The following is a 20,565-nucleotide window of genomic DNA, read 5'->3' as shown; positions in this document are numbered from 1 at the left end:
TCTGAATGACAGTAGGGCTTTTCCAGGCCCAGGATGGTACCCATCTGTGCTAGGAAATTCTTTATCCGATATTTGCAAAGACCATAAGGGAGACTGACTATGTCCGCAGTAAGTGCCGCAGAGAAAACTTCTGCGCCGCAATTGAAAGACGCCAAGCTGTTTCGCCAGGAAGCCTATATCAATGGTGAATGGGTTGGCGCGGACAGTGGCGCAACGAACGAGGTGAGCAATCCAGCGACATCAGATGTCCTGGGTACGATTCCAAATATGGGGGCCAACGAAACCCGGCGCGCCATTGAAGCGGCCAACAAGGCCTGGCCGGCTTGGCGTGCCAAGACGGCCAAGGAACGCGCTGTCATCTTGCGCAAATGGTACGACCTGGTCATGGAAAACCAGGAAGATTTGGCCATCCTGATGACCGTCGAGCAGGGCAAGCCCCTAGCCGAGGCACGTGGCGAGATCGCCTATGGCGCTTCCTTCATCGAGTGGTTCTCGGAAGAGGCCCGCCGGATCTATGGTGATGTCATACCTGCGCACCAGTCCGACAAGCGGATCATGGTCATCAAGCAGCCGATTGGTGTTGTTGGGGCCATCACGCCCTGGAACTTCCCCAATGCTATGATCACCCGCAAGGCTGCACCAGCCCTGGCAGCAGGCTGTCCCATTGTGCTCAAACCGGCCGAGCAGACCCCCTATTCTGCGCTTGCCCTTGCCGAATTGGCTGAAAGAGCCGGAATTCCGGCCGGCATTTTCAATGTCGTGACCGGTAAAGCTTCCGAGATTGGTGGCGAGCTGACTTCGAACAAGACAATTCGTAAGCTGTCCTTCACCGGTTCCACCGAGGTCGGCAAGCTGCTGATGCGGCAGTCAGCGGACAGCATCAAGAAGCTCTCCCTCGAGTTGGGGGGAAATGCCTCTTTCATCGTATTTGATGACGCCGACCTGGATGCCGCCGTTGACGGTGCAATGATGAGCAAGTTCCGTAACACGGGGCAGACCTGTGTTTGCGCCAATCGGATCTATGTTCAGGATGGTGTCTATGATGCTTTTGCCGAAAAGTTTGCCGAGAAGATCAAGACCCTGAAGGTCGGCTATGGCCTGGATGACGGTGTCGCGCAGGGGCCGCTGATTGACCAGCCGGCCCTTGAGAAGGTCGAGGAGCATGTTGCGGACGCGGTTTCCAAGGGAGCAGAGGTCAAGGTTGGTGGGAACCGTCACGAGCTTGGCAGTACTTTCTTCGAGCCAACCCTGATGACTGGTGTGACCCGGCAGATGAAGGTGGCTGAAGAGGAAACCTTCGGTCCGGTCGCGCCGCTTTTCAGGTTCAACACCGAGGATGAGGTCATCGAACAGGCCAATGATACGCCCTTTGGTCTGGCTAGCTATTTCTATGCCCGCGATGTCGGTCGCATCTGGCGTGTCGGGGAAGGCCTTGAAACAGGTATTGTCGGGATCAATACCGGTATCATCTCCACGGAAGTTGCTCCCTTTGGTGGGGTTAAGGAATCCGGACTTGGTCGTGAAGGCTCCAAGTATGGAATCGAGGATTTCCTGGAGATGAAGTATCTCTGTGTTGGTGGAATCTGAGTCCTGCTGAAGTGAATCGGGCGAATCCCTTTTCAGGATTCGCCCGATTTCTGAGCATTCCGCGCAGATCATCACAGACAGGTCCGGTGTTCCGGAAGAATCAGGGGTAACAGATGACCAGTTATGACTATGACCTCTTCGTGATCGGAGCTGGTTCCGGTGGGGTCCGGGCCGCACGCATGTCGGCGAGTCATGGGGCGCGTGTCGCCATCGCAGAGGAGCGTCATTTTGGCGGGACTTGCGTCAATATTGGTTGCGTGCCGAAGAAACTGATGGTCTATGCCAGCCACTTTGGCGAAGATTTCGAGGATGCTGCCGGTTATGGCTGGACTCTCGGAAAACCCGAATTCGATTGGAAGACCTTGATAGCCAACAAGGATCGGGAAATTGCTCGCCTGAACGGCATCTACGAGAAGCTCCTGAACAACGCTGGCGTCGAGATTTTCGAATCGCGCGCCCGGCTGCTCGATGAACATACGATTGATGTGGGAGGCAAGCGGGTAACGGCGGCCCACATCCTTGTGGCAACAGGCGGAAAGCCGGCCCAAGCGGACATACCGGGCCGTGAGTTGACCCTCGTTTCAGACGATGTCTTTTTCCTGGACAAGCAGCCCGAACGCATCCTGATCGTGGGCGGCGGCTATATCGGGGTCGAGTTTGCCGGCATTTTCAATGGCCTGGGCAGCAAGACAACGCTTGTGCACCGTGGACCGGCTTTCCTGCGTGGCTTTGACGAAGACCTCAGGCACTTCCTGGCCCGGGAAATGGACAAAAAGGGTGTCGCGCTGCGCTTCAATCAGACCATTACCTCCGTTGCCAAGGGGCAGGACGGCCTGACGGTCGAGTTCTCAGATGGGCGCCGGGAAGACTTCGACCAGGTTCTCTATGCCGTTGGACGCACTCCGAATACACAGGGGTTGGGCCTGGAGAACGCCGGCGTCGCTCTGGACAAGCGCGGGGCGGTCCAGGTGGATGAGTATTTCCGAACCAATGTTCCTTCCGTCCTGGCTATAGGTGATGTAACGGATCGCCTGCAGCTGACCCCTGTCGCATTGGCTGAGGGCATGGCGGTGGCGCAGACTTTGTTCCAGGAGTCCCCTAGCCGTGTCGATTACGCGGATATTCCAACGGCGGTTTTCAGCCAGCCCCCGATCGCGACGGTTGGGTTGAGCGAGGGAGAGGCCAGGGAACAGTACGGGAAGGTCGATATCTACCGTGCCGATTTCAAGCCCATGCGTCATACGCTGTCCGGAAACGAGGAGCGTGCACTCATGAAACTGATCGTGGAACGCGACAGCGAGCGTGTTCTGGGCGCGCACATGGCTGGCATGGATGCGGCGGAAATCATCCAGGGTGTCGCCATTGCCATCAAGGCGGGCGCTACAAAGGATATCTTCGATGCCACGATCGGCATTCATCCGACCACGGCAGAGGAATTTGTCACCATGCGAGAGAAGCAGCCGGATCCCGGAGTAAGTGAAGCTGCTGAGTAGAGGCATGCTTCTGGGAATTAGCGTGGTTTTGCAAGCGCTTCCAGATTCAAGGCGATAAGTGTAGATTGCAAGCAGGCTGCCGCTTGACCACTCGATTCAGGGTCTGAGCATCAGCCAGGGTCGGAACAGGGCATTGGTCAGCAGGGGAGGGCTTCGTAATGGATGCGCTGGGCTATGACGCGCTGCTGGTCCTGCTGCTGACCCTGGGTGTCTTTGCCGCCTTCGTGCGGGCTTGGGTTCCTCCCGATATTGTGGCCATCGCTGCAGTGGCTGCGCTTCTGCTGCTTGGCATCCTCACTACGGAAGAACTGCTCTCGGTTTTCAGCAATAGCGGTCCCATAACCGTGGCCTGTATGTTCGTCCTGAGTGCTGCCCTGGACCGCACGGGGATTATTGCGTCCGTGGGACGCAGTGTGACGCAACTGGCCAACCGCTCGCGCGCCCTGGCCATTGTGTCCCTTCTGATGGGCGTTGTGGTGCTGTCAGGCTTCATCAACAACACCCCGGTGGTCGTGGTGTTGACCCCGGTGGTGATCGGTTTGGCTCATCATCTGAAATTCCTGCCATCGAAACTGCTGATTCCCCTGTCTTATGCGGCCATACTTGGTGGGACCTGCACCTTGATCGGAACCTCGACGAACCTGTTGGTGGACGGGGTGGCACGCAGCAACGGGATGGAACCCTTCGGCATGTTCGAGATTACCGGGATGGGGCTGATCCTGGCTGTTTGTGGCGGTCTTTACCTCTTTCTTGTCGGGCGCTGGTTCCTGCCCAACCGACAGACCCTCAGCGGCCTTTTCACCAATCCTTCGGATCGTCGCTTTCTGACCGAAGGCTTGATCACTCATAGTTCGAAGCTGATCGGCAAAACACTTTCAGAAGCCGGGCTACACAAGAATCCAAATGCCGATGTGATCGACATAATACGTGGCGAGCGCTCCCTGAGGTACGTCCTGGATACCGTGACACTTGAGCCCGGAGATCGCGTGGTGATCCAGACGCATGCCCGGGAAGTGATTGGCTTGCGGGAAACCGGCCAAATGGAGTTCGCCGGAGGTGGCAGCCTTGAGCTTGAACCGATTAGCACACAGCAGCTGATGGTGATCGAGGGCATTGTCGGCCCCGAATCCCGACTTGTCGGGCGGCAAGTGGCGGACCTGAACCTTCGCCGCCGTTATGGCGTGTATGTCGTGGCTGTTCACCGGCAGAACGAGAACCTGACCAGTGCCTTTGACCAGTTGACCCTGAATTTCGGCGACACATTGCTGCTGGAAGGCCCACCGGACGGTATCAAGCGTTTGGTCGAGGACAGGATGCTGATCAATCTCAACCAGATGACGGAGCGCCCGGTGCGCCGTCAGAAGGCACCCCTGGCACTTTTGTCCGTCATGGCCGTCATGGGGCTGGCTGCCTTCAACATCATGCCGATTGCCGGTCTGGCCATCATTGCCGTGGCGGCGGTGGTTCTGCTGGGCTGCGTGCGGCCTGATGAGATCTACGAAGCCATCGAATGGCGTATCCTGATCCTGATTTTCGGCATGCTCGGCCTGGGCATGGCGCTGGAAAAAACGGGGGCTGTCGAAGCTATCGTCCAGGGGGCCGTCTACCTGGCTGGCGACTATGGCCCCTATGTCATGCTTTCGGTCATATTCCTGTTGGGATCACTCTTGACCGAGATGGTCAGCAACAATGCCGTCGCTGTGATCATGACCCCGATTGCCATTGGTGTGGCCGACAGCCTGGGGGTCGATGCACGCCCCTTCGTTGTGGCCGTCATGTTCGCGGCGAGCGCCAGTTTTGCGACCCCGATCGGATACCAGACGAATACCTTCGTCTATCATGCGGGCGGCTATCGCTATACGGATTTCCTGAAAGTTGGACTGCCGCTCAATACCATGAACTGGATTCTGGCCAGTTTCCTCATCCCGAAGTTCTGGCCCTTTTGATGTCCAAACTTAGATTCGTGTTCGATTTCAATGTGACAAGGCCTGAAGTTCCAGCATTGCCCTGAGAGACCTCTACCGTACGCTGACCGACGATATTTTCTCGGCCGATGTGGCCTTTTCGAACCACCTCGCTGATCAGGGGAAGCTCTAAACTTGTTCACTTTGCCCTGTTTGGAGTGTCTCGAGAATACGGCGGATATTTCGGAAAATTCCCATTTCCTTCTGGATTCGTCGTGGCGTGACGACTAAGACTCGTTAAGGCATTCTTTATGACGTATCCGCGGTCGGGACGTGGTCGACCGATGAACAAGAGTTAAGTCAGGTTTTTGATATGACGCAAGCATGGAGCCCAAGCAGCTGGAGGGACAAGCCCATACGGCAGGTCCCGAACTATCCTGATCAGGAGGCGCTGAAGGCCGCAGAGGAGACTCTCCGGAACTATCCCCCACTTGTTTTTGCTGGGGAGGCGCGGCGCCTGAAAGAAGGCCTGGGACAGGTGGTCGATGGAAAGGCCTTTCTGTTGCAGGGCGGGGACTGTGCGGAAAGCTTTGCCGAGTTCCATCCCAACAACATCCGAGACACTTTCAAGGTCTTGCTGCAGATGGCCGTTGTCCTGACTTTCGGCGCGTCCTGTCCGGTCATTAAGGTCGGACGGATGGCTGGACAGTTTGCCAAGCCGCGCTCGGCCGATACGGAAACGCTGGATGGTGTTGAACTTCCCAGCTACCGTGGAGATATCATCAACGGCATAGACTTCACGGAAGAGGAGCGCCGTCCGGATCCGCAACGCATGCTCCGGGCCTACAACCAGGCGGCAGCCACGTTGAACCTGTTGCGCGCCTTTGCTCAAGGTGGGTTTGCCGATCTCTACAAGGTTCACCAGTGGAATCTGCGCTTCGTTGAAGACAGCGCGCAGGGACAGCGCTATGAGGAATTGTCCAGCCGCATCGATGAAGCCCTGGCGTTCATGGAAGCCTGTGGGGTCACGCCTCAGACCGTGCAGCAACTGCGCGAAACGGATTTCTACACCAGTCATGAAGCCCTGCTGCTACCGTATGAGGAGCCGTTGGCACGGACAGACAGCCTTACGGGGGACTGGTATGCCTGTTCCTCGCACATGCTCTGGATCGGTGATCGCACGCGAAACATCGACGAGGCACATGTCGAATTTCTCAGCGGCGTGAAGAACCCGATCGGAATGAAGTGTGGCCCTGCGCTGGACCCCGATGATCTGATCCGTTTGATTGACCGTCTGAATCCCGACAACGAAAAGGGGCGCCTGACCCTGATCTCACGGATGGGTCACGAGAAAGTGGAAGATCACCTCCCGGCCCTTGTTCGCCGAGTGCAGAGTGAAGGACGTAATGTCGTCTGGTCCTGTGATCCCATGCATGGGAATACCATCAAATCGGGATCCGGTTACAAGACACGCCCCTTTGACCGAATACTTTCCGAAGTGCGTCAGTTCTTTGGAGTCCATCGTGCGGAAGGCACCTATGCCGGAGGTGTGCATTTCGAGATGACCGGGCAGGATGTCACGGAATGTATCGGAGGGGCCCAGGCCATTGACGAAGGCATGCTTGGCGATCGTTATCACACCCATTGTGATCCTCGCCTCAATGCCAGCCAAGCCCTGGAACTTGCCTTCCTGATAGCTGGTGAATTGAAGGCTGAGCGCCAGATGGCTGGCCAGGCACCAGCCCCTGTTGCCGCAGCAAAGTAAGACTCTTATCTGCAGCAGAAGGCTTGCTTCAGGGACCGATCACATGACGGAACGAACGACAGCGGAAAACAGGCAAACGCCTGAGGGGCAAGCTGCGCAGCATCGGGAAGATGCCATAGCCGGTTGGACCGATGTCTATTTCAAGCGTACGAAACAGGCGGTCGGCCGATTTGGCGATGCGCAAGTTACCTATGCATTGTTCATGCGCCGGCCGGTCATATCGGCACCGGGAATGGTGATTGACTGGTTGAACCAGGTCGCTGCGGATCGGGGTATCGAATTCGAAGTCGATTTGCGTTACCGCGAAGGAAAGTGGGTCGGTGCCGGCGAGCCCATCATGTATATCTCCGGTTCTCTCTATCACCTTTGTGACCTTGAGACCCTGTTACTTCAGAAACTTGGTCCTGCCTGCGTTGCCGCTCACAATGCCTTCTCCATGTGTGCGGACTTGCCTCATGTGGCGTTCCTGGCCATGGACGCGCGTCATTGTGCGGGAACGGAGATGGCTGATCTGATGGCCTATGCAGCTTCTGTTGGTTCAGAGCGGGCAAAGCGTAAGGTAGGCGCTGTCGGGTTCGTGGGAGGCTCGACCGACGCGACTGCCCATTATTTTGGCAAGGAAAAAGGGGCTGGGACCATGCCCCATGCCTTCATCGGCTATGCCGGCTCAACCTTGCGAGCTGCGGAAATGTATGACGAGTGTTTTTCCGATGAGCCCATGACGGTCTTGGTGGATTACTTCGGCCATGAGGTAACGGATAGCCTGGAAGTCTGCCGTGCTTTCAGGAAGAGGGCACGCGAAGGACAGCTTTCCCTGCGCATAGATATAGCCGGCAGCCGCTATATGGAAACCCTGGATCCGCCGGCATCCTATGCGGTGCTTGAGCGGCACGTACCGGAAGCTATTCGCGGCTTTCGTACCGAGGAGGAGTTGCGCTACCTCGTTGGGCCTGGTGTGTCGGCTGCGGCTATCTGGCGCCTTCGCGAAGCCTTGGATGAAGCCGGATTCCAGAAAGTACGCATTGTTGCTTCTAGTGGTTTTGGTCCCAAGAAGTGCCGCCTTATGGCCGACGCCCATGCTCCTATCAATGTCATCGGAACTGGCAGTTTCCTTCCGATTCGCTGGTCCGAAACCTACGCAACGGCCGACATTGTCGAGTACAATGGCAAGCCGCGTGTGAAGGTTGGGCGCGAGTTCCTTCTCAGGCGCTGAGATCCTGGCGTTGGCTTCCGTTCGTTCCTGCCTGCCATTGCCGGTCCCTTCCATAGCCAGTAGACAGACGCCATGACAGAAGGCCTTAAGATAGCGCTTGCGCAATTCAATCCGGTTGTCGGAGACATACCGGGGAATCTGGACAAGCTGGAGAAACTACACAGTCTTGCCGCTGCACAGGGAGCGGATCTGCTCGTTTGTCCTGAACTGTGCATCACCGGCTACCCGCCTGAAGACCTGGTTATGAAACCGGCCTTCCTGGAAGCGTCACGGCAGGCTGTCCTGCAGCTTGCTGCCCACACAGCACAAACATCTACGGGAATCGTGGTGGGCGCTCCCTGGTACGAAGGCGAGTCACTGGCCGCGCCACTACGGGACAAGGCCTACAATGCGGCGGTGCTGCTTGACGCGGGTGAGGTTTCGGCCGTTCGCTACAAGCACCTGCTGCCAAACTACGGCGTTTTCGATGAAATGCGGGTCTTCCAGCCCGGTCCTTTGACCGGCCCCGTCGATTTCCGTGGGCATCGTTTGGGCCTGCTGGTCTGCGAGGATATGTGGCAGCCGGATGTTGCTGAATGTCTGGTCGAATCCGGTGCCGAGATGCTCGTGGTCATCAACGGATCTCCCTACGAGACAGGCAAACGCGAGGAGCGGCTGCAACTGGCCCTTTCCCGGGTGATCGAAACCGAGCTTCCTCTTGTTTACGTCAATCAGATTGGAGGGCAGGACGAACTGGTTTTCGACGGCGCCAGTTTTGTGCTGGGACCTCGTGGTGATCTCCGTCTGCAACTGCCCTGCTTCGAGGAAGCCTTGGTTTGCAGCGATTGGCAAGAGGGCGGCGACGGTTGGGATTGTGCCGTTGGGCCAAGGGAGGCGCAAAGCGAAGGGGACGCTGACATTTACAGCGCCCTGGTGACCGGGTTGCGTGATTACGTAGACAAGAGTGGCTTTCCCGGGGTCGTCATAGGCATGTCCGGAGGGATCGATTCCGCACTCTCCGCCGTTCTGGCAACGGATGCCCTGGGTCCGGAACGGGTGCGCTGTGTGATGATGCCATCGCGTTATACCAGCCAGGAAAGCCTGGAGGATGCACGTGAATGTGCGGCGCTTCTGGGTGTGCAACTGGACGATATTGCGATCAATCCTGCGGTTGAAGCATTCGACGGTATGCTTGCCCCGCTTTTCTCGGGACTGGATCCGGACACAACCGAGGAGAACATCCAGGCAAGAATTCGCGGTATTCTCCTGATGGCTTTGTCCAACAAGTTCGCTCACATGGTGCTGTCCACCGGGAACAAGTCAGAGATGAGCGTGGGCTATTCGACGCTCTATGGCGATATGTGCGGTGGCTTCAATGCCCTGAAGGATGTCTACAAGACAACGGTTTACAGTCTTTCCCGTTGGCGTAACCAGAACCGCCCGGAAAGCGTGAAGGGTCCCACAGGCCGGGTGATTCCCGAACGCATCATTACAAAGGCGCCCACGGCGGAGTTGAGGCCGGACCAAACGGATCAGGACAGCCTGCCGGCCTATGACATGCTGGATGACATCCTGAGCTGCCTGATCGAGGAAGAGCTTGGTGTTGAAGAGATTGCCGCGCGGGGTCATGAGCGCTCGGTCATCAACCGTGTCTGGCGCATGCTCGAGAACGCAGAGTACAAGCGACGGCAGGCACCACCGGGAGTCAAGATCACGCGTCGCTCGTTTGGGCGGGATCGACGTTATCCGATAATAAACAGGTTCAAGGGGCCTGCATAAAAGGTTGAACGATATGAAAGTCAGGTTTGCGCCAAGCCCTACGGGAGCGCTTCATGTTGGCAACGCACGCGTGGCATTGTTGAACTGGCTTTGGGCGCGTCAGCAGGATGGAACCTTTCTCTTGCGCCTGGACGATACCGACCAGGATCGTTCCACCCAGGCTTTTGCGGATGACATCGAGGCTGACCTGAAATGGCTTGAGCTGGATTGGGATGAATTCGCACGACAGTCCGATCGGCTGGACCGCTATAGCCAGGCGATTGAGCGACTGAAGACGTCGGAGCGTCTCTATGCCTGCTATGAGACGCCCGAAGAGTTGGATTTGAAGCGCAAACTCCAGCTCAAGTCCGGACGCCCGCCGATCTATGACCGCGAGGGCCTGGCCCTGAGCGCGGTGCAGCAGAAAGCATACGAAGACGAATGCCGGCGGCCACACTGGCGATTCCGCCTGGATCATGCGCCTATCGGATGGGAAGACGCCGTCCGCGGAACACAGCATTTCGAAGGCGACAAGCTCTCCGATCCTGTCCTGCTTCGCGAAGACGGGCGTCCACTCTATACCCTTTCATCAGTGGTTGATGACCTTGAGTTGGGGATTACCCATGTCCTGCGCGGCGAGGATCATGTTGCGAATACCGCCGTACAGATTCAGCTGTTTAAGGCGCTTGGAGGAGTGGCGCCAACCTTTGCACACTTGCCCCTTCTGACCGGTGCGCAGGGGCAGGGGCTTTCCAAGCGACTTGGGTCACTCTCGCTTGCACAATTGCGCCAGGATGGTTTGGAAGCAATGGCTCTCAACGCCTATCTGGCGCGCTTGGGCACGCCCGATCCGGTAGAAAGCGGGCAGACGCCCAGTGACCTGATACCTGGCTTCGATATTTCCCGGTATGGGCGGGCGACCCCCCGGTTCGATCCCGATGAACTGCAGACCTTGAACAGTCGCATCCTGCATGAAATGCCCTTCTCAAGGATTGCGGAGTGGGTGCAGCAGCAAACGGGCCCGGACTTCACCGAAGATCTGTGGCTGGCCATACGCGGCAACCTTGAAACGCGCAAGGATGCCTTGACCTGGTACCGCATTTGCCAGGATGAAATATCACCCGTTGTCGAGGACGCAGCATTCCTGGAGACGGCACGTGAACTTCTGCCACCCTTGCCCTGGGATCTTTCCACCTGGTCAATCTGGACGCAGGCCGTGAAGGAAAAGACGGGCCGGAAAGGCAAGGCGTTGTTCATGCCCTTGCGACTGGCCCTTACGGGGCTATCCTCTGGGCCCGAACTGAAGCATCTTCTGCCGCTGATTGGTTACGAACGGGCCGCCAAACGCCTGGCAGGGCAGACGGCTTGACCCGGCTTGTTCGGCGAGGGATAGATTGTGCCAACACGAAAGTAAGCGCGACAGTGCGCTAGCGGACCGGATCCCATGCCCTTGCAGTTCTACAATACGCTGACACGCCGAAAGGAAAGTTTTGCCCCTGAGGACCCGGAACGGGTGCGCATGTATGTATGTGGGCCAACGGTCTATGATTTTGCACACATAGGGAATGCGCGCCCCGTTGTGGTTTTTGATGTCCTATTCCGGTTGCTTCGTCATGTTTATGGTCAGGCACATGTTACCTATGTCCGGAACATTACCGACGTGGATGACAAGATTCTGACGGCTGCCGACGAACAGCAACGTAGCATCAGTGACATTACGGAAAGCACCACAGCCGCCTTTCATGAGGACATGGATGCACTGGGCGCGCTTCGGCCAACGGTCGAGCCGCGTGCCACCGGTCATATTGACCAGATGATTGCCATGATCGAGGACCTCGTGGAAAAGGGGCATGCCTATGTTGCCGAAGGTCACGTCCTCTTCTCGGTCCCTTCCATGCATGACTACGGACAGCTTTCCCGGCGCTCTCGCGATGACCTGGTCGCAGGTGCGCGTGTCGAGGTGGCTCCGTACAAGAAGGATCCGGCGGATTTTGTGCTCTGGAAGCCCAGCGCCGAGGGGCAGCCGGGTTGGGACAGTCCCTGGGGACGGGGACGTCCCGGCTGGCACATCGAATGCTCTGCCATGAGTGCGGAACACCTTGGGGAAACCTTCGATATTCACGGAGGTGGACAGGACCTGGTTTTTCCGCACCATGAGAACGAACTGGCACAAAGCCGCTGTGCACACGGCACGGAACGGATGGCCCGTTACTGGCTTCACAATGGCTATGTTGTCGTGAATGGCGAGAAGATGTCCAAGTCCCTTGGCAACTTCCTGACCGTCCGTCAATTGCGCGAAGAAGGCTACGACGGCGAGGTCATTCGCCTGGCTCTGCTTTCCGGCCATTATCGACAGCCCCTGGACATCAACCGGGAGAAGCTGGCGGAATCGAAAAGCCAGCTGGACCGGCTCTATGGTGCCTTGCGCCCCTTGGGGGAGAGCCTGCCAGAGCCCGGCGAGGAAGGGACTCCCGAGAAGCTCCTCGACGCCTTGGCCGACGATCTGAACACGCCTCTAGCCCTGTCCGCACTGCATGATCTGGCGCATGATCTCAACAAGGCCAGTGACACCGAGAAAGCCGGTTGTGCAGAAGCCCTTCTGGCAGGAGCGCGTTTGCTGGGTCTGCTGGAGCGTCCTCCCGAAGAATGGTTCAAGGGCGGCGAAGACAACCTGGATGTTGCGGAAATCGAGCGCCTGATCGCAGAACGTCTTGCCGCGCGGAAGGCACGGGATTTTGCGACGGCGGACAGGATACGTGATGATCTGCTAGAGCGTGGAATCCTGCTGGAGGATGGGGCCCAGGGAACCAGTTGGCGGCGGAAATGACCCAGGACCGGAATTCTCCGGGAATTTGAAAGTTCCTTCCAAGGGTTGGCAGCAAGCCCTTGATTGAAAAGAGTGACAACATGACAGACGATAAGCGCATCTACCTTTTCGATTCGACCCTGCGTGACGGGGCGCAGACCAACGGTGTCGACTTCACGGTGTCTGACAAGGTTGCGATTGCGCAGGGACTGGATCGTCTGGGGGTGGACTATGTCGAAGGGGGCTGGCCGGGCGCCAATCCAACAGACAATGCCTTCTTTGCGGAGCCACCCGAACTGACGAATGCGCGTTTCGTTGCATTCGGGATGACACGTCGATCTGGCCGTTCGGCCGGTAACGATCCGGGGTTGGCAGCCTTGGTCAATGCCAGGAGCGATGCTGCCTGTATTGTCGGCAAAACTTGGGATTTCCATGTGGATTTGGCTCTGGGTGTCAGCAATGCAGAAAACCTGGACATGATCCGGGGCAGCATCGCGCACCTGAATGACTGCAAGGCCGAGGCAATGTTCGATGCCGAGCATTTCTTCGACGGCTTCAAGAACAACCGCGACTATGCCCTGTCTTGCCTGAAGGCGGCCCAGGAGGGGGGAGCTTCCTGGTTGGTCCTTTGCGATACCAACGGAGGGACGCTTCCTCATGAAGTCGAGGAGATTGTGGGGGAGGTTCGCCGTGAACTTCCCGACTCGCGACTCGCAATTCACGCACACAACGATACTGAGAATGCTGTTGCGAACTCGTTGGCGGCTGTCAGGGCCGGCGCGCGTCAGATTCAGGGAACCTTGAACGGCCTTGGTGAACGTTGCGGCAATGCCAACCTGATATCCCTGATCGGCTCACTGGCGCTCAAGACAGACTACGTGACCGGCATTTCGGATAAACAGCTGACCCAGCTCAGGCCGATTTCACGGCTCCTGGATGATCGCCTGAATCGCATATCCCAGAAATCCGCTGCCTACGTTGGTGACAACGCCTTTGCCCACAAGGGCGGTCTTCATGTTTCCGCCGTCGAGAAGGATCCGCGCACCTATGAACATGTGGAGCCAACCCGTGTCGGAAATGTCCGTCACATTGTGGTTTCAGACCAGGCCGGTCGTGCCAATATCCTGTCCCGTCTCAAAGAGTTCGGAATTGAAGTTGATCCAAAGGATGAAAAGGTCAACCAGCTGGTGGAGGAGATCAAGCAGCGGGAATTCCATGGCTATGCCTATGATACGGCTGAAGCTTCTTTCGAGCTTCTGGCGCGGCGTACCCTGGGCAGCATTCCTGAATACTTCACTCTGCAGCGTTTCCGCGTAATGGATGACAGACGCTGGAATGCACGCGGTGAACTGGTCACGGAATCCGAGGCAACGATCAACCTCTCCATCAATGGAGAAGGGGCCATGACAGTGGCCGAAGGCAACGGACCGGTTGATGCCCTGGACAAGGCCTTGAGAAAGTCGCTACTGCCCATCTATCCGATTCTGGAGACCATGCGCTTGCTTGACTACAAGGTGAGGATCCTGACGCCCCAGGATGGAACTGAGGCGATCACCCGCGTCATGATCGAAAGTGGAGGAAACAGCGGGCGGTGGATAACGGTCGGTGTCTCTGAGAACATCATAGATGCTTCGTTCAATGCGCTGTCGGATGCCATTACGTGGAAACTGTTCAGGAACAACCAGGCTCCGGTGATCTGATGTCGCTACAGGAGCCTGTACCGGCCGTCATCCTGGTTGCGCCCCAGCTGGGTGAGAACATCGGCATGACGGCCCGCGCCATGCTGAATTGTGGCCTGACCGATCTGAGGCTGGTGAAACCTCGCGATGGCTGGCCCAATCGCGATGCCGTTACCGCGGCGGCAAGTGCAACCGAGGTTCTGGAGAAGGCGCGCGTCTATCCCTCTACCAGCGATGCCGTAGCCGACCTTCATAGGCTTTATGTGACAACGGGCCGCAATCGGGAATTGGCGAAGCCCACCCTAACGCCCCGGGCGGCGGCCGCCGAGGTGCATACACTTACGGGAGATGGTGTTCGTAGCGGAGTGCTGTTCGGACCGGAACGCACGGGCCTGGAGAATGATGACCTGGCATTGGGCGATGCCATCATACGCATCCCGTTGAATCCCGCCTACACATCGCTGAACCTGGCCCAGGCCGTCCTGGTTTTTGCCTATGAGTGGTTCCAGTGGGGCAGTGAGCAGCCCGCGCGCGAAGCTCCCTCCGGCAACAGTCCACCAGCGGACCGGGGATTGCTTGTCGGCTTTTTCGAGCGCCTGGAAGGTTTGCTGGAGGAAAAGGGGTTCTACCATCCGCCTGAGAAACGGCCGGCAATGATACGTAACCTGCGCAGTTTCTTCCTGCGTGCAGAGCCCACTGAGCAGGAAGTTCGAACTCTGCATGGTGTGCTTTCTGCCTTGCTGGGCGCAAAGGTTCGCCGTGCCCCGTCCGCCAGTCAGGAACAGCCGGAAAGCCCCGAAAACTGAGCCTTCGTAACTGGCAAATGGCTAATTGACTTATAGGGCTGCGGAAGTATAGTCCGGCCCCTATTCCCGGGAATGTGGGGGATCATGAATCCCGCCCGCCGGCCAGTGTGCATCGGACTACCGGGACAAACTTCGATCAAAGAGGAGCGCGCAGATGTCAAAGCGCCTGAGTTCAAAGTACAAGATTGACCGCCGGATGGGCGAAAACCTTTGGGGGCGCCCAAAGAGTCCGGTCAATCGCCGTCAGTATGCCCCTGGCCAGCACGGCCAGCGCCGCCGCAAGCCGTCCGATTTCGGCACCCAGCTCTTTGCCAAGCAGAAGCTGAAGGGCTACTACGGAAACATTGGTGAACGCCAGTTCCGCCGCTATTACGAAGAAGCCGTGCGTCGCCGCGGAGATACGGGTGAGAACCTGATTGAACTGCTGGAACGTCGCCTTGATGCCGTTGTCTATCGCTCGAAGTTCGTCCCGACCGTCTTTGCCGCGCGACAGTTCGTGAATCACGGCCATGTCATGGTGAATGGTCAGCGCGTCAACGTCCCCTCTTACCAGTTGCGTGACGGCGATGTCGTGGAAATCAAGCAGAAGAGCAAGGAGCTCACGGTGGTGCTTGAGGCTGTCGCCCTGCCGGAACGCGATGTCCCCGATTATATCGAGGTTGATCATCGCGAGATGAAGGCAAGCCTGGTTCGCGGACCCAAGCTCGCGGATGTTCCCTACGCCGTGCAGATGGAACCGAACCTGGTTGTCGAGTTCTATTCGCGCTAATAATCTATCTTTTTTTAGGCCGATTGTTGGGGGGGGCGAAACGCAGTTTCGCCCCCGTTCTGTCTTATGAAGGTCGGTTTCTTCACCTACATTGGTTGATACGACCAAAAAAGGTGTAATTCATGAAACAGCCAGCCTCCATTTTTGTCTCGCATGGCGCCCCGACCTTGCCCCTGGAAACCGACAATCCTGCGCGGGCTTTCCTGCGGGATTTGGGCAGTAACCTGAGACACGACGCTCGGCCTGATGCAATCCTGGTTGTGTCTGCGCATTGGGAGAGCTCTGTACCGTCGGTTACCCTGGCGCAGAAGCCTGAGACGATTCACGACTTCTATGGTTTTGCGGAGGAACTCTATGAGTTGAAGTATCCCGCATCAGGCGCCCCGGAACTGGCCGAGCGCACCAGGAAATTGCTGGCGAGTAATGGAATCCAGGCGCGTACCGATGCAGGTCGCGGTCTGGATCATGGTGCCTGGGTTCCTCTTATGGAGATGTTCCCTGGGGCTGAAATTCCCGTAACCCAGCTTTCTGTTGCTCCAGAGCAGGGGGCCGAATTCCATTATGCCATGGGTGAGGCCCTGCAGCCGTTGAAAGAGGAGGGCATTCTGGTTCTGGCTTCGGGCGGTGCGGTCCACAACCTGATGCAATATCGCCGCGATCCCGTGAATGTTGCAGAATGGGCCCGCAGTTTCGACGACTTCCTGGCAGAACGTGTCAGTGCTGGCGATGTAGATGGATTGCTGAATTATTCTGCCAGGTCCGACCATGACCAGGCTCACCCAACCGATGAGCACTTCCTGCCTTTCTTTGTTGCGTTGGGAGCGGCCCGCGACAAGCAGGGAGACGTCCTGCATCGCAGCTTCAGCCATGGAAGTCTTTCCATGGCCAGTTACGCTTGGACGTGAATACCGCCTGTACTAAAGTTTCATGCTGTTTTGCGGATCGGCGCCTTGCGCCCCTGCGCAACGAAGAACACAACGAGGCAGGCAAAGCCGACCGTTAGCAGATCAATCTGTTCGCCCAGAAGCAGGTAGGCAGCCACAAAGGTCAGGAAAGGCTGCAGAAGCAGCATCTGACCGACACGCGCAACTCCGCCCATGGCCAACCCCTTGTACCAGGCAAAGAAACTGGCGAATTGGCTGATGAGGGCAACGTAGAGGAAACCATTGAAGGCGGACAGTGTCGGTACTGGGGTATCGTAAGGATAGAGCAGGAGACCCGCCGGCAAGGTCACGGGCAGGGCGATGACAAGCGCCCAGCAGATCGTCTGCCAGGACTTCATGCTTTGCGACAGACGCGCCCCTTGCGCATAGCCCATGGCCGCAAAGGCAACTGCCGCCAGCAGGGCCACATCGGCGACATGGATGCCTCCGGCTCCTTGGAGGAGCGAAAAGACAATGACCGTCACGCTGCCGAGGATACCGAACAACCAGAAACGCAATGAGGGTCGCTCCGCATTGATGATCACGCCCGCCAGGGCCGTGGCCAGGGGCAGCAGACCCAAAACGACACCGCCATGATTTGCGGGAACGTGCTGCATGGCCCATGAAGTGAGCAGTGGAAAGCCGAAGACCACGCCAATCGAAGCAATTGCGATGTCTCTCCACATGCGCCCGCGAGGAATAGGTGAACGTGTCACTGCCAGGATAAGTATGGCACAGAAACCGGCCAAGGCGGCGCGGCCCAGAGCGATGAAATAGGGCCCAAAGGACTCCAGGGCCAGGATCGTGGCCGGAAGCGTGACACTGAATCCGGTCACCCCCAGGAACCCAAGCAACAGCCCGGACGATTCCGTTGGAAGGGGAGGTTCTGGCGCTTGGTGAGACTTATCCATGATCCTGTCTACTGGCGGCTCCGGGCAGAGCCTTGCTTACAGAAAAAATGCGCCCTCAATTCAAGGGCGCATTTTCCAATCGTCTGATTGTGTGGAAGAGGGGGCGTCAGGCTGCCGATTCGACCTCAATGCCGCGTGAAGACATCATCTCAGCCAACTCACCGCTCTGGAACATTTCACGGACGATGTCGCAGCCTCCCACGAATTCCCCCTTCACATAGAGTTGGGGAATGGTTGGCCAGTTCGAATAGTCCTTGATCCCCTCGCGCAGACCGGGGTCCTCCAGAACATTGATGCCCTTGTACTTGACACCGAGGTGGGTCAGCACCTGAACGACCACAGCCGAAAAACCGCACTGCGGGAAGACCGGGGTACCTTTCATGTAAACGACGACGTCGTTGTCGCTTACGTCCTGCTTGATGCGCTCGAAAACGGGATTATCCATGACTTGCCTCTCTACTGCAGTCCAGTATCGTCTGGCTGCCGTTACTCTGTGGGTGCCGATGTCTGGAGGGCGAGGGCATGGAGCTCATTCCCCATGCGTCCCTGAAGAGCCTGGTAGACCATTTGATGCTGTTGCACGCGGTTTTTGCCACGAAAGGATTCCGATACGATATAGGCGGCGTAGTGATCGCCGTCCCCTCGCAGGTCCTCGATCGTGACCTGGGCATCCGGAATGCCTTCCTTGATCAGGCTCTCGATTTCCGCCGGATTCATCGGCATAGGGTTGTTACTCCTGTCAGTCCACTTGCATTCATCAGGCTACAGAATCAGCTGGATTCTCGGCCATATAGCGATCAAGCCAGTTCTCGTGACCCTCTCGCAATTCATCTAGTGAGATGTGTTGGCCCGTGGAGAGTTTCAACGAATCCCCGCCGGTGCGACCGATCACCTCAGCCTTGATACCTGCTTTCCCTGCCGCTTCCAGAACGGTCTCTTTATCGCTTGTGATCACAACATAGCGCGCCTGGTCCTCTGCGAACAACCATGCGGCTGTCGCGCGTGGCTCTGTCGTGTCCAGGAACAGGCCGAGGTTCCCTGCCAAGGCCATTTCCGCCAGCGCAACCAGCAGGCCCCCGTCCGAAACGTCATGGCAGGCTGCGACCCGACCAGCCTCAATTTGCTGCAGGATGAAGCGCCCGTTCCGCTTCTCGGCTTCCAGGTCCACGGGGGGAGCTGGGCCTTCTTCGCGGCCGTGCAAATCGCGCAGATAAAGGGATTGACCCAGATGCCCACGCGTTTCCCCCACCAGGATGATGTCCAGATCCGCTGCGGGAAGTCCGGCCGAAGGCAGTTCTTCGAGGTCATCAACGAGGCCGACTCCACCGATCACCGGTGTTGGCAGAATCGGCTGTCCCCCTGTCTCGTTGTAGAGCGAGACATTTCCGGAGATGACGGGATACTCAAGGGTGCTGCAGGCCTCGCCCATGCCCTGAATGCAACCCACGATCTGGCCCATGATCTCAGGGCGCTCGGGATTTCCGAAATTCAGGTTGTTGGTAACGGCCATGGGGTGGGCGCCGACGGCGCAGAGATTGCGCCAACTTTCGGCGACCGCCTGCTTGCCACCCTCCTGCGGGTCAACCTGGCAGTAGCGTGGAGTGCAATCGGTTGTGGCGGCCAAGCCCCTGCGACCGTCCGGCAGACGCACGACAGCCGCATCGCCGCCCGGCCGGCGAATGGTGTCACCATTGATCAGATGGTCATACTGTTCCCAAACCCAGCGCCGGCTGCAGAGGTCCGCCGTACTCATCAGTTTCTTGAGGTCCTGCAAGGGGTCCTGGGAGTCGGGGATGTCGTTCACGCCCAATGGCTGTGGGGCCGGTGTGGGCTGATGAGGACGGTCGTATTCCGGTGCCGCTTCGGCGAGGGGATCGATGGGCAGGTCACCGACGGTTTCTCCATGCCAACGCAGCTCCATGCGTCCGCTATCGGTCAGGTGTCCGATAACCGCGAAATCCAGATCCCATTTCTCGAAGATTCTGCGGGCTTCATCCTCGTGCCCTGGTTTGAGGACCATCAACATGCGTTCCTGGCTTTCAGAAAGCATCAACTCGTAAGGAGTCATGCCCTCTTCACGCATCGGCACGCGGTCAAGATCCAGGGCGACACCAACGCCGCCCTTGGATGCCATTTCGAAGGAGGAGGAGGTGAGTCCGGCTGCACCCATGTCCTGGATGGCAACGATGGCTTCTGTGGCCATCAGTTCCAGGCAGGCTTCGATCAGGAGCTTTTCGGTAAAGGGATCACCCACCTGAACTGTGGGGCGTTTTTCCTCGGAGTCCTCACCGAATTCAGCACTGGCCATGGTGGCGCCATGAATGCCGTCACGGCCCGTCTTGGAGCCGACGTAGACAACGGGATTACCAGCACCCGCAGCGGCCGAATAGAATATGCGATCGCGCGGTGCCAGGCCGACGGTCATGGCATTGACCAGTATGTTGCCGTTGTAGGCCGGATGGAAATTGATTTCACCGCCTACGGTGGGAATGCCGACACAGTTTCCGTAACCACCGATCCCGGCAACCACGCCCGCCAGGAGATGGCGAGTCTTTGGATGTTCCGGGTCTCCGAAGCGCAAGGCATTCAGGTTCATGATGGGGCGGGCCCCCATGGTGAAAACGTCGCGCAGGATGCCGCCAACCCCTGTGGCGGCCCCCTGATAGGGTTCTATGAAACTGGGATGATTGTGGCTCTCGATCTTGAAGACGGCAGCCTGCCCCTCCCCAAGGTCTATGACACCTGCATTCTCGCCAGGTCCCTGGATGACATGCTGACCTGATGTGGGCAGGGTTTTCAGCCACTTCTTGGATGACTTGTACGAGCAGTGCTCGGACCACATCACGGAAAAGATGCCCAGTTCCACCAGATTCGGCTCGCGCCCCATGATCTCCTTGACCCGATCGTATTCCTCGGGAGCCAGGCCGTGTTCGGCGATGATTTCCGGTGTGATTGTGCTCACGTTTCTCTCT

16 protein-coding genes are annotated in these 20,565 nt (G+C 57.8%); 12 read left to right on the top strand and 4 right to left on the bottom strand.

Annotation, left to right across the window (positions count from 1 at the left end; translation table 11 throughout):
• The first annotated feature begins 99 nt into the window (after positions 1-99).
• The 12 genes from gabD (at position 100) to BP38_RS0102670 (ending at position 16,664) form a co-directional block, all read left to right on the top strand.
• Complete coding sequence (gabD, locus tag BP38_RS0102725; protein WP_051608881.1) at positions 100-1,587, top strand: NADP-dependent succinate-semialdehyde dehydrogenase; 1,488 nt, start codon at positions 100-102, stop codon at positions 1,585-1,587.
• A gap of 113 nt (positions 1,588-1,700) precedes the next feature.
• On the top strand, positions 1,701-3,080 hold the full coding sequence (gor, locus tag BP38_RS0102720; protein ID WP_026986470.1) for a glutathione-disulfide reductase: 1,380 nt from the start codon (positions 1,701-1,703) through the stop codon (positions 3,078-3,080).
• A gap of 158 nt (positions 3,081-3,238) precedes the next feature.
• Positions 3,239-5,026: an SLC13 family permease gene (locus BP38_RS0102715; RefSeq protein WP_026986469.1), complete on the top strand. Its 1,788-nt coding sequence runs from the start codon at positions 3,239-3,241 to the stop codon at positions 5,024-5,026.
• 331 nt (positions 5,027-5,357) lie between these two features.
• Positions 5,358-6,749, top strand: a complete 1,392-nt coding sequence (locus BP38_RS0102710) for a class II 3-deoxy-7-phosphoheptulonate synthase (RefSeq protein ID WP_026986468.1) — start codon at positions 5,358-5,360, stop codon at positions 6,747-6,749.
• Positions 6,750-6,792: 43 nt separating this feature from the next.
• Positions 6,793-7,962, top strand: coding sequence for a beta/alpha barrel domain-containing protein (locus BP38_RS0102705; RefSeq protein ID WP_026986467.1), 1,170 nt, complete (start codon positions 6,793-6,795; stop codon positions 7,960-7,962).
• Positions 7,963-8,034: 72 nt separating this feature from the next.
• Positions 8,035-9,720, top strand: coding sequence for an NAD+ synthase (locus tag BP38_RS0102700; protein WP_026986466.1), 1,686 nt, complete (start codon positions 8,035-8,037; stop codon positions 9,718-9,720).
• Positions 9,721-9,724: 4 nt separating this feature from the next.
• Positions 9,725-11,068 carry a glutamate--tRNA ligase gene (gene gltX, locus BP38_RS0102695; RefSeq protein WP_211250220.1) on the top strand — a complete coding sequence of 448 codons (1,344 nt, stop codon included), beginning with the start codon at positions 9,725-9,727 and terminating at the stop codon, positions 11,066-11,068.
• 75 nt (positions 11,069-11,143) lie between these two features.
• Complete coding sequence (gene cysS, locus BP38_RS0102690) at positions 11,144-12,526, top strand: cysteine--tRNA ligase (RefSeq protein WP_026986464.1); 1,383 nt, start codon at positions 11,144-11,146, stop codon at positions 12,524-12,526.
• An 80-nt stretch (positions 12,527-12,606) separates the two neighbouring features.
• Positions 12,607-14,205 carry a citramalate synthase gene (cimA, locus tag BP38_RS0102685; protein ID WP_026986463.1) on the top strand — a complete coding sequence of 533 codons (1,599 nt, stop codon included), beginning with the start codon at positions 12,607-12,609 and terminating at the stop codon, positions 14,203-14,205.
• Positions 14,205-14,990, top strand: a complete 786-nt coding sequence (locus BP38_RS18650) for an RNA methyltransferase (RefSeq protein WP_051608880.1) — start codon at positions 14,205-14,207, stop codon at positions 14,988-14,990. Before cimA ends, BP38_RS18650 begins: the two co-directional genes overlap by 1 nt.
• A gap of 154 nt (positions 14,991-15,144) precedes the next feature.
• Positions 15,145-15,759, top strand: a complete 615-nt coding sequence (gene rpsD, locus BP38_RS0102675; RefSeq protein WP_026986462.1) for a 30S ribosomal protein S4 — start codon at positions 15,145-15,147, stop codon at positions 15,757-15,759.
• A gap of 122 nt (positions 15,760-15,881) precedes the next feature.
• A complete protein-coding gene (locus BP38_RS0102670) occupies positions 15,882-16,664 on the top strand; it encodes a DODA-type extradiol aromatic ring-opening family dioxygenase (RefSeq protein ID WP_026986461.1) in 783 nt (260 codons plus the stop codon).
• A 20-nt stretch (positions 16,665-16,684) separates the two neighbouring features.
• Here the strand turns inward: BP38_RS0102670 and BP38_RS0102665 are convergent, their stop codons facing one another.
• The 4 genes from BP38_RS0102665 to purL form a co-directional block, all read right to left on the bottom strand.
• Positions 16,685-17,593 (bottom strand): DMT family transporter, encoded by a 909-nt coding sequence (locus BP38_RS0102665; RefSeq protein WP_026986460.1) that lies wholly within the window; start codon positions 17,591-17,593, stop codon positions 16,685-16,687.
• Between the two features lie 106 nt (positions 17,594-17,699).
• Positions 17,700-18,038: a Grx4 family monothiol glutaredoxin gene (gene grxD, locus BP38_RS0102660; protein WP_026986459.1), complete on the bottom strand. Its 339-nt coding sequence runs from the start codon at positions 18,036-18,038 to the stop codon at positions 17,700-17,702.
• Positions 18,039-18,079: 41 nt separating this feature from the next.
• On the bottom strand, positions 18,080-18,316 hold the full coding sequence (locus tag BP38_RS0102655; protein ID WP_026986458.1) for a BolA family protein: 237 nt from the start codon (positions 18,314-18,316) through the stop codon (positions 18,080-18,082).
• A gap of 34 nt (positions 18,317-18,350) precedes the next feature.
• A complete protein-coding gene (gene purL, locus BP38_RS0102650; protein ID WP_035723172.1) occupies positions 18,351-20,555 on the bottom strand; it encodes a phosphoribosylformylglycinamidine synthase subunit PurL in 2,205 nt (734 codons plus the stop codon).
• Between the last annotated feature and the right edge of the window lie 10 nt (positions 20,556-20,565).

It is taken from the genome of Fodinicurvata fenggangensis DSM 21160, from assembly GCF_000686045.1.
GTDB classification, from domain to species: domain Bacteria; phylum Pseudomonadota; class Alphaproteobacteria; order Kiloniellales; family DSM-21159; genus Fodinicurvata; species Fodinicurvata fenggangensis.
The sequence above is the reverse complement of the archived record's forward strand: the minus strand, read 5'-3'. Positions and strand labels throughout refer to the sequence as shown.

Bases quoted from the DNA above. Each gene is read 5' to 3' on its own strand.
- gabD (WP_051608881.1), top strand. From the start codon at position 100: ATGTCCGCAGTAAGTGCCGCAGAGAAAACTTCTGCGCCGCAATTGAAA.
- gor (WP_026986470.1), top strand. From the start codon at position 1,701: ATGACCAGTTATGACTATGACCTCTTCGTGATCGGAGCTGGTTCCGGT.
- BP38_RS0102715 (WP_026986469.1), top strand. From the start codon at position 3,239: ATGGATGCGCTGGGCTATGACGCGCTGCTGGTCCTGCTGCTGACCCTG.
- BP38_RS0102710 (WP_026986468.1), top strand. From the start codon at position 5,358: ATGACGCAAGCATGGAGCCCAAGCAGCTGGAGGGACAAGCCCATACGG.
- BP38_RS0102705 (WP_026986467.1), top strand. From the start codon at position 6,793: ATGACGGAACGAACGACAGCGGAAAACAGGCAAACGCCTGAGGGGCAA.
- BP38_RS0102700 (WP_026986466.1), top strand. From the start codon at position 8,035: ATGACAGAAGGCCTTAAGATAGCGCTTGCGCAATTCAATCCGGTTGTC.
- cysS (WP_026986464.1), top strand. From the start codon at position 11,144: ATGCCCTTGCAGTTCTACAATACGCTGACACGCCGAAAGGAAAGTTTT.
- cimA (WP_026986463.1), top strand. From the start codon at position 12,607: ATGACAGACGATAAGCGCATCTACCTTTTCGATTCGACCCTGCGTGAC.
- BP38_RS18650 (WP_051608880.1), top strand. From the start codon at position 14,205: ATGTCGCTACAGGAGCCTGTACCGGCCGTCATCCTGGTTGCGCCCCAG.
- rpsD (WP_026986462.1), top strand. From the start codon at position 15,145: ATGTCAAAGCGCCTGAGTTCAAAGTACAAGATTGACCGCCGGATGGGC.
- BP38_RS0102670 (WP_026986461.1), top strand. From the start codon at position 15,882: ATGAAACAGCCAGCCTCCATTTTTGTCTCGCATGGCGCCCCGACCTTG.
- BP38_RS0102665 (WP_026986460.1), bottom strand. From the start codon at position 17,593: ATGGATAAGTCTCACCAAGCGCCAGAACCTCCCCTTCCAACGGAATCG.
- grxD (WP_026986459.1), bottom strand. From the start codon at position 18,038: ATGGATAATCCCGTTTTCGAGCGCATCAAGCAGGACGTAAGCGACAAC.
- BP38_RS0102655 (WP_026986458.1), bottom strand. From the start codon at position 18,316: ATGCCGATGAATCCGGCGGAAATCGAGAGCCTGATCAAGGAAGGCATT.